The 6,430-nt window shown below is 48.1% G+C and carries 6 protein-coding genes; 5 read left to right on the top strand and 1 reads right to left on the bottom strand.

The genetic code is table 11. From position 1 onward, the window contains the following. Nucleotides 1-593: 593 nt before the first annotated feature. Entirely contained in the window at nt 594-2,084 is a 1,491-nt protein-coding gene (locus GMA8713_RS01590; RefSeq protein ID WP_062705066.1) for an FAD-binding domain-containing protein, read from the bottom strand. 166 nt (nt 2,085-2,250) lie between these two features. Between GMA8713_RS01590 and GMA8713_RS01585 the strand changes: the two genes are divergently transcribed. The 5 genes from GMA8713_RS01585 (at nt 2,251) to GMA8713_RS01565 (ending at nt 6,328) form a co-directional block, all read left to right on the top strand. Then, entirely contained in the window at nt 2,251-2,535 is a 285-nt protein-coding gene (locus GMA8713_RS01585; RefSeq protein WP_062705064.1) for a 2Fe-2S iron-sulfur cluster-binding protein, read from the top strand. A 133-nt stretch (nt 2,536-2,668) separates the two neighbouring features. Then, on the top strand, nt 2,669-3,346 hold the full coding sequence (locus GMA8713_RS01580; protein ID WP_062705063.1) for a YoaK family protein: 678 nt from the start codon (nt 2,669-2,671) through the stop codon (nt 3,344-3,346). An 83-nt stretch (nt 3,347-3,429) separates the two neighbouring features. Continuing rightward, nucleotides 3,430-4,698 carry an O-acetylhomoserine aminocarboxypropyltransferase/cysteine synthase family protein gene (locus GMA8713_RS01575; RefSeq protein ID WP_062705061.1) on the top strand — a complete coding sequence of 423 codons (1,269 nt, stop codon included), beginning with the start codon at nt 3,430-3,432 and terminating at the stop codon, nt 4,696-4,698. Nucleotides 4,699-4,864: 166 nt separating this feature from the next. Further along, complete coding sequence (locus GMA8713_RS01570) at nt 4,865-5,374, top strand: VC2046/SO_2500 family protein (RefSeq protein ID WP_062705059.1); 510 nt, start codon at nt 4,865-4,867, stop codon at nt 5,372-5,374. Nucleotides 5,375-5,641: 267 nt separating this feature from the next. Then, nucleotides 5,642-6,328, top strand: coding sequence for an SDR family NAD(P)-dependent oxidoreductase (locus GMA8713_RS01565; protein ID WP_062705057.1), 687 nt, complete (start codon nt 5,642-5,644; stop codon nt 6,326-6,328). Nucleotides 6,329-6,430: the final 102 nt, after the last annotated feature.

Genomic DNA, 6,430 nt, shown 5'->3' with positions numbered 1-6,430 from the left:
GCCACGAGGTATCGGTGCTATGATGGCCATCACTCAGTCCTTTTGTCGGTATGTTTCGGTTTGGCGATTGATCAGATCGCACAAAGCGGACTGAGTTTCTCTTATCTTTGAGATCTACTATTAGGAACAGCTATTTAGCCGCAGCCTCTCAAGGCAAGTCAGTTACTGTAAAAGGTTCTGGTGATTGCGCTGCTTGGGCAGATAGAGAACGCCCTTCTTGGATTATGGTCGATTACTAATCAGGATATAAATCTAATGCGTTATCTCATTTTTCTTTTTTGTTTCTCCCTTTAACAGAATCGGCCATCAAACAAAATTACGACAACTCATCTCATTCAATTATCACGTCCGTGTAATCTTATTCTGAATACGGTGGAGACGATGTGGTTTTTAAAATTAACAACGCCACGCCTGGTTACCCAAACGGCTATTGGCTGCGTAAAACAGACCCCCGCATTTCAAGCCAATTTGTCTATGGTCATCGCTGCATATCAAGCAAAGTCGACTGTTCAAATTCATGGGCTAATTGACGAACCTTGGCACGGCTCCAGCGCTAAGTACTGTCGGGTTTACGCTGTAGGATACCGATAAACTCACTCCGGTCGCACATGCACGGTAAGTATCCGCTTGCTCTCTTTTTTCACCTCCGCACGTTTTTTCCAGCTCCATAATCTGTCTCGGGCCACTTTTGACGCAGCATCAAGTACGATACAAGGCTCTGGATAATCCCCTGCTTCACCGATGCTGATGCCGTACATTTTCTGTTCCAGCGGCGTTAACAGCCAAGGCTCGAACACTAAAGGCGGGGGGAGTTTCTTCAATTCGGGCAACCAGCGGTGAATAAATGCAGCGTCAGGGTCGTGTTCTTGTGCCTGTTTGGTCGGGTTGTAAATCCGAATGGTATTGGTGCCAGTCACGCTTGCCTGCATTTGAAACTGGGCGTAATGAATGCCGGGTTCGAAGTCCAAAAAGAGACTCGCCAAGTGTTTTACACCCCATCGCCAGTCAATATTGAGGTGATGGCAAAGGAAACTGACCAGCATGGAGCGCATACGAAAGTTGATGTAACCGGTCGCGTGAAGGCAACGCATGCACGCATCCACCAACGGATAGCCTGTCATACCTTGCATCCAACACGCTAAATCCTTAGTGATGTCTTCATCTTTTCTGTAAGGAAACGCTTCATAGCCACGGTTAACATGGCGAAACTCCATCTCGCATTCACTCTCAAATTTTTGAATGAAATGACAGTGCCAGTGAAACCGTGATGACAGCGCGCTCAATGACCGTCGCCATCCCGGTACATTCCAATGCTGTAACAACGTTTGGTAGACCTCCCGCACACTGAGGTTTCCCCACGCGAGATACGGCGAGAGTCGGGAACAATGGTTGCGACTTTCTGCAGGCTTGGAGATTTTGAACGCGTACGACTTCCCCCGCCCCTCGTAGAAACTGTGTAGCGTTTTCCACGCTAAGGTGGGACCACCTGTCTGCATCCCCCGCTGTTTGCTTTGCCAGGTTGCTGGTGGCACAAATTCTGTCATGTGAGCAGGTTGGTTGTTAATAAACGCAGCGGCTTCAAGATTCGGCGTAACGACAGGTGCGCGCATGGTTTTGTCCCACGCTTTGTCCCATCCTTCACGGCTGATTGCCCCACGTTTTACCGCGCCGGTTTGATGCTCCTGCCAGTCTATCTCATGTTCTTTGCACCATTTCCCTACCTCTTTGTCCCGGGCGAATGTCTTCATTAACCCCGTTTCCTCATGGGAATAGAGGGTTTTAATCTTGAACTGGGTATGAAGAGATGACAGCGCCTCAATACATCCGCTTCGTACCACCAGCACTTTGCCGCCAAAAGGCGCAAGTTGTTGGTTCAGATCCTCCAGCGATTGCCACACAAACCGCCAATGGCGTTCTGAGTAATGTTCATCCTCAAGCGATATCGGCTCAAAGACATAAAGCAATAGGACAGGTAAGCCCGATGCTATCGCCGCCTGTAATGGCGCATGGTCAGTCAGACGCAAATCGCGTTTGAACCAGACTAGGCTGATAGCATCTCGGTTTTGGGTTGGTGATGAAGGCATCAAGTCAACAGGGTTAAGGGTTTTGACTTTTTACGCTTTACCTCACAGCATCGATCTTCCGTTCGCGCGAGAAACACCAATAAATTCGAATTATCAAAGTGTTGAATCTACGCTTTTAGTAGCACCTCGACCGATAAATGAAATCACAGCTTTCAGGAGGCTTATCATGCCTAAAGTGACCTTCGGTAAAACCGGAAACAGTGTTGAGCTTTCCAGTGGCAGCTCGCTGATTGATTTGGAAGATACCGGAAGAAGTGAAGTACCCTTTGGCTGTCGCTCTGCCGCATGTGGCACTTGCTTGATTGATGTGGAAGCGGGCATGAATAACCTTGGCCCACGAACCGAGGAAGAACAAGATCTTCTTCATGATCTCGATATGGATGGCGACAAACGACGCCTCGCCTGTCAATGTAAGCTCTTTGGTGATGTCACTATCACGCCGCTTAACTGAAATCCCTCTCTGTAGAAAAATGTGCATGTGTGTTTGATCTAAACCTCATGCACGTCCTTCTGATGAGGTAGAATTCTGCCTTTCTCCGGGCTTTCTGCTCGGTTACCACAACCAACTCAATGAAGGTTTTCGCGTGATATCCAAACTGCCCAAATGGGTTGAGTATGGCGCATTTATTCTTGCGCTCACTGCCGGCTTTGTTAACGGAATTGGTTTGCTCGGCTTTGAGCACCAGGCCATCTCCCATCTGTCTGGAACAGCCACATTGATTGGTACGGATATTATCAACGGTCACCCAGTCAAGCTGGTGCACTTGCTTTGCATTCTCGTAGGATTTTTCGGGGGTGCCCTGCTCTCTGGCCTGATCCTGAAAGACAGCACGTTAGCTTTGGGTCGTCGTTATGACTTTCTGCTGCTTGTAGAAGCGGCACTGCTGCTCGGTGCCATTTACCCAATGAGTCAGAACGCAGTATATGGTTTGTATTTTGCTGCCGCAGCTTGCGGTATTCAAAATGGCTTGGTTACCAGTTACAGTGGCGCAATCGTGCGTACCACACACATCACAGGGATCATTACTGATTTGGGGTTAATGTTCGGCGCATCGCTACGCGGGCAACCGTTAAACCAACGAAAAATGGTTCTGTTCATTGTTATTGCTATTGGCTTTATTTTGGGCGGCACAGCCAGTGCCATTGTATTCCCTGTTTTGGGGGCATTTTCTTTCGCTGCACCTGCCGTGGTCTGTGTCTCTCTGGCGATTGTGTATCGTCTGCATATGCGACAGGCGCACATCCGACTGCGTGATATTTGAAATTCTTGAACATTGGCAAATTTCACCTGTGAGGTTTGTGCCATAGTGAGAGTTTTCGACTAAATCAAGCACAAGGACGCAGAATGAAAGACGAAACTCTCTCGATCCACGCTGGCTATCAGACGGACCCAACAACAAAGTCGGTCGCCACACCGATTTATCAAACCGTCGCCTATGAATTTGACAGCGCGCAACACGGCGCGGATCTGTTTAACCTTGAAGTCCCGGGGAACATATACACCCGCATCATGAACCCTACCAACGATGTGTTGGAACAGCGCATGGCCGCACTGGAGGGTGGACTGGCGTCTCTTGTTGTAAGTGCGGGCAGTGCAGCGATTAATTACGCCATCCTGACGCTCGCGGAAGCGGGAGACAACATCGTTTCAACGCCACAACTTTACGGCGGCACTTATACGCTTTTCGCGCACATGCTGCCAAAGCAAGGTATCGAGGTGAAGTTCGCCAAAGATGACAGTCCTGAATCTCTAGCAGAGCTCATCGATGACAACACGAAGGCGGTGTACTGTGAAAGTATCGGTAACCCTGCGGGTAACATCGTTGACCTAGGCCTTGTTGCAGAGCTTGCGCACGAGAAAGGCGTACCGGTTATCGTTGATAACACAGTCGCTACCCCTGTGCTGTGCAAGCCAATTGAACACGGCGCGGACATCGTGGTCCATTCCCTGACCAAATACATCGGTGGTCATGGCACCACGCTGGGCGGTGTGATTGTTGATTCCGGTAAATTCCCTTGGGCACAACACAAAGAACGATTCCCAGTCCTAAACCAGCCAGAGCCTTCTTACCACGGTGTGGTGTATGCCGAAGCCTTCGGTGAAGCTGCTTTTATCGGTCGTGCCCGCACTGTACCTCTGCGCAATACGGGTGCTGCGTTGTCGCCAATGAATGCCTTTTTGCTGATGCAAGGTCTGGAAACCCTGCCACTTCGTATGGAACGCCATGTGGAAAATGCATTGAAAGTAGCGGAATACCTGAAAGGTCACGAGAAAGTCAGCTGGGTAAGTTATGCCGGTCTCCCTGAATCTGAGCATCATGCTCTGGCACAGAAGTACATGGACGGCAAACCGTCGGCAATTCTTTCTTTCGGCTTGAAAGACGGGTACGACGCAGGTGTCCGATTCTACGATGCGCTGGGACTGTTCAAGCGTTTGGTGAATATTGGTGATGCCAAATCACTGGCTTGTCACCCAGCTTCAACAACCCACCGCCAATTAAGCGTGGAAGAACAAGCGCAAGCTGGCGTATCGCCAGAAATGATCCGCTTGTCCGTCGGCATCGAACATATCGACGATATCATTGCGGATTTGGAGCAAGCGCTGAACGCTTAATTCCTATTTTCGCAAACAAGCCCGCCTTAGGTAAGGTGGGCTTTTTATTGTGCATAAGATAACTCGATATTGCTCCACGCTGACCGATAAGATTTTTTCTCTTTTTATTAAAGTATTACGTCGCAATACCGATACATAGGGAGTAAGAAGTCAATGCCAGGTTAACATGGAAATTCACGCGCTCGACAAAGCACAACTCATTTCGGATATACAGCTAGGGGGAAACCTCAATCATGCTGTATGTCAGGGGCGCCGTTCTGATTTTGCCTTGATGCTGGCACTGCTTTCCGGTGATGCCACCGAAACCACTCCGCTCAATCCGCCCTATCCAGAAAAGATGACAGAAGCGCAGCTTCGAAAAACATTTGATCTTCCTGAGCCTATCCGTCTGGTTGCGGAAGAAAGAGACTATGAACTTTGTGGATCCCAAGCGGAGGCCTTTCATAAAGCGGGATTGGCAAGCGCAAAACTTAATGATTGCGTGAATCCCTCTGCACTACATTTTCCAGCAATTGGAACACACAATTTGGGCGAAGATGTTTATCATAATCTGTCTGGACATCAACGAAGACAATTAGATAGCGAAAATGGCAAGACGGCCGCGCTAGATTCGGCAAATTTATATAGTCAATTAGTTACCGCAAAACGTTTCAATGAAATGCATGTTAGGGCGTAATCTTCTGATTTAATTACGATTATCAAACCCACTACCATAGCCAACTCATCAACTCAAGAACTTTAGCCCCAAAAAACCAAACTGTGATCACTTACTAAAAAATTAATTTTGCACACAGGTTGCACAACCTTTTTTGAACAAATTCACACCACTTTCGTAGATCATGGTCCAAGATTGTTATCCATCTCTTAAAAAGCTGGGTGTAAGTTGTTAGTCATCGTCGTATAACAATGAAGTGTGTCGGTAATAAATTAGAAAGGTCAGACAATGGATATTGCTAAATCCGTCATTGTGATTACAGCTGCTGGGACTCCAACAGGTCGCGCTATGGCTGAACATTTTTGTAGACTGAATGCCCGCGTTGCTCTCGTAGATACCAACTCGAATCAACTTCAGTCAACGTATGAATCTTGTATGAAAGTCGGAGGCATTTGCTTTTCCTTCTTACTTGCAAACCGCAATGTTGAGAATATTTCTTACCTGTTTGAGGAAGTAAATCGCGAGATGGGGGCTGTGGATGTACTTATCAACTACTGGCAAGGTGGGTCGCTTCCAAATCTGCTCGCCAGTCAGGAAGCTGCTAATGATGTCGTGAAAGACACTCTCGCTGATGTAGCTTCGAATCTGTACCTGTTTGGACGGGGAGCAGCATTCAATATGCTGAACAAAGGACGTAAGGGTGTGATTGTGAATATTCCCGGTGTTCTGACTCCTAATAATAGTACGCCAACCTTTGACAGTTCTAATGCTGTAATTAAAGGGCTGACCCGCAGTTGGGCGCAAGAACTGGAACATGCCAATATTCGGGTAGGCGGCGTTTTGCCAAGAATGCGTCATAGTGATGAAGGTAACGTTCGTTATCACCCTGCAGTGAACTACGACATGATTGATGGCGCCGCTTACATCGTAGAAAACGACAGTTTCACCGGCCGTATCTTAGAAGCTGCGAGTTAAACGGCCGGTGAGGTTTGCCGTAGCCGCTTCTATGCCCTGTTAAATTGAAGTGATAACACATCAGGCGATTGGATAGGTCCCATCGTCAGGGCGTTTTCACCT

Source organism: Grimontia marina, from assembly GCF_900060185.1.
Taxonomy (GTDB): Bacteria; Pseudomonadota; Gammaproteobacteria; order Enterobacterales; family Vibrionaceae; genus Enterovibrio; species Enterovibrio marinus.
This window is presented reverse-complemented; position numbering and strand designations above follow the sequence as displayed.

What these genes read in the sequence shown, in the direction of transcription:
- GMA8713_RS01590 (WP_062705066.1), bottom strand. Translation starts at nt 2,084, where the DNA reads ATGCCTTCATCACCAACCCAAAACCGAGATGCTATCAGCCTAGTCTGG.
- GMA8713_RS01585 (WP_062705064.1), top strand. Translation starts at nt 2,251, where the DNA reads ATGCCTAAAGTGACCTTCGGTAAAACCGGAAACAGTGTTGAGCTTTCC.
- GMA8713_RS01575 (WP_062705061.1), top strand. Translation starts at nt 3,430, where the DNA reads ATGAAAGACGAAACTCTCTCGATCCACGCTGGCTATCAGACGGACCCA.
- GMA8713_RS01570 (WP_062705059.1), top strand. Translation starts at nt 4,865, where the DNA reads ATGGAAATTCACGCGCTCGACAAAGCACAACTCATTTCGGATATACAG.
- GMA8713_RS01565 (WP_062705057.1), top strand. Translation starts at nt 5,642, where the DNA reads ATGGATATTGCTAAATCCGTCATTGTGATTACAGCTGCTGGGACTCCA.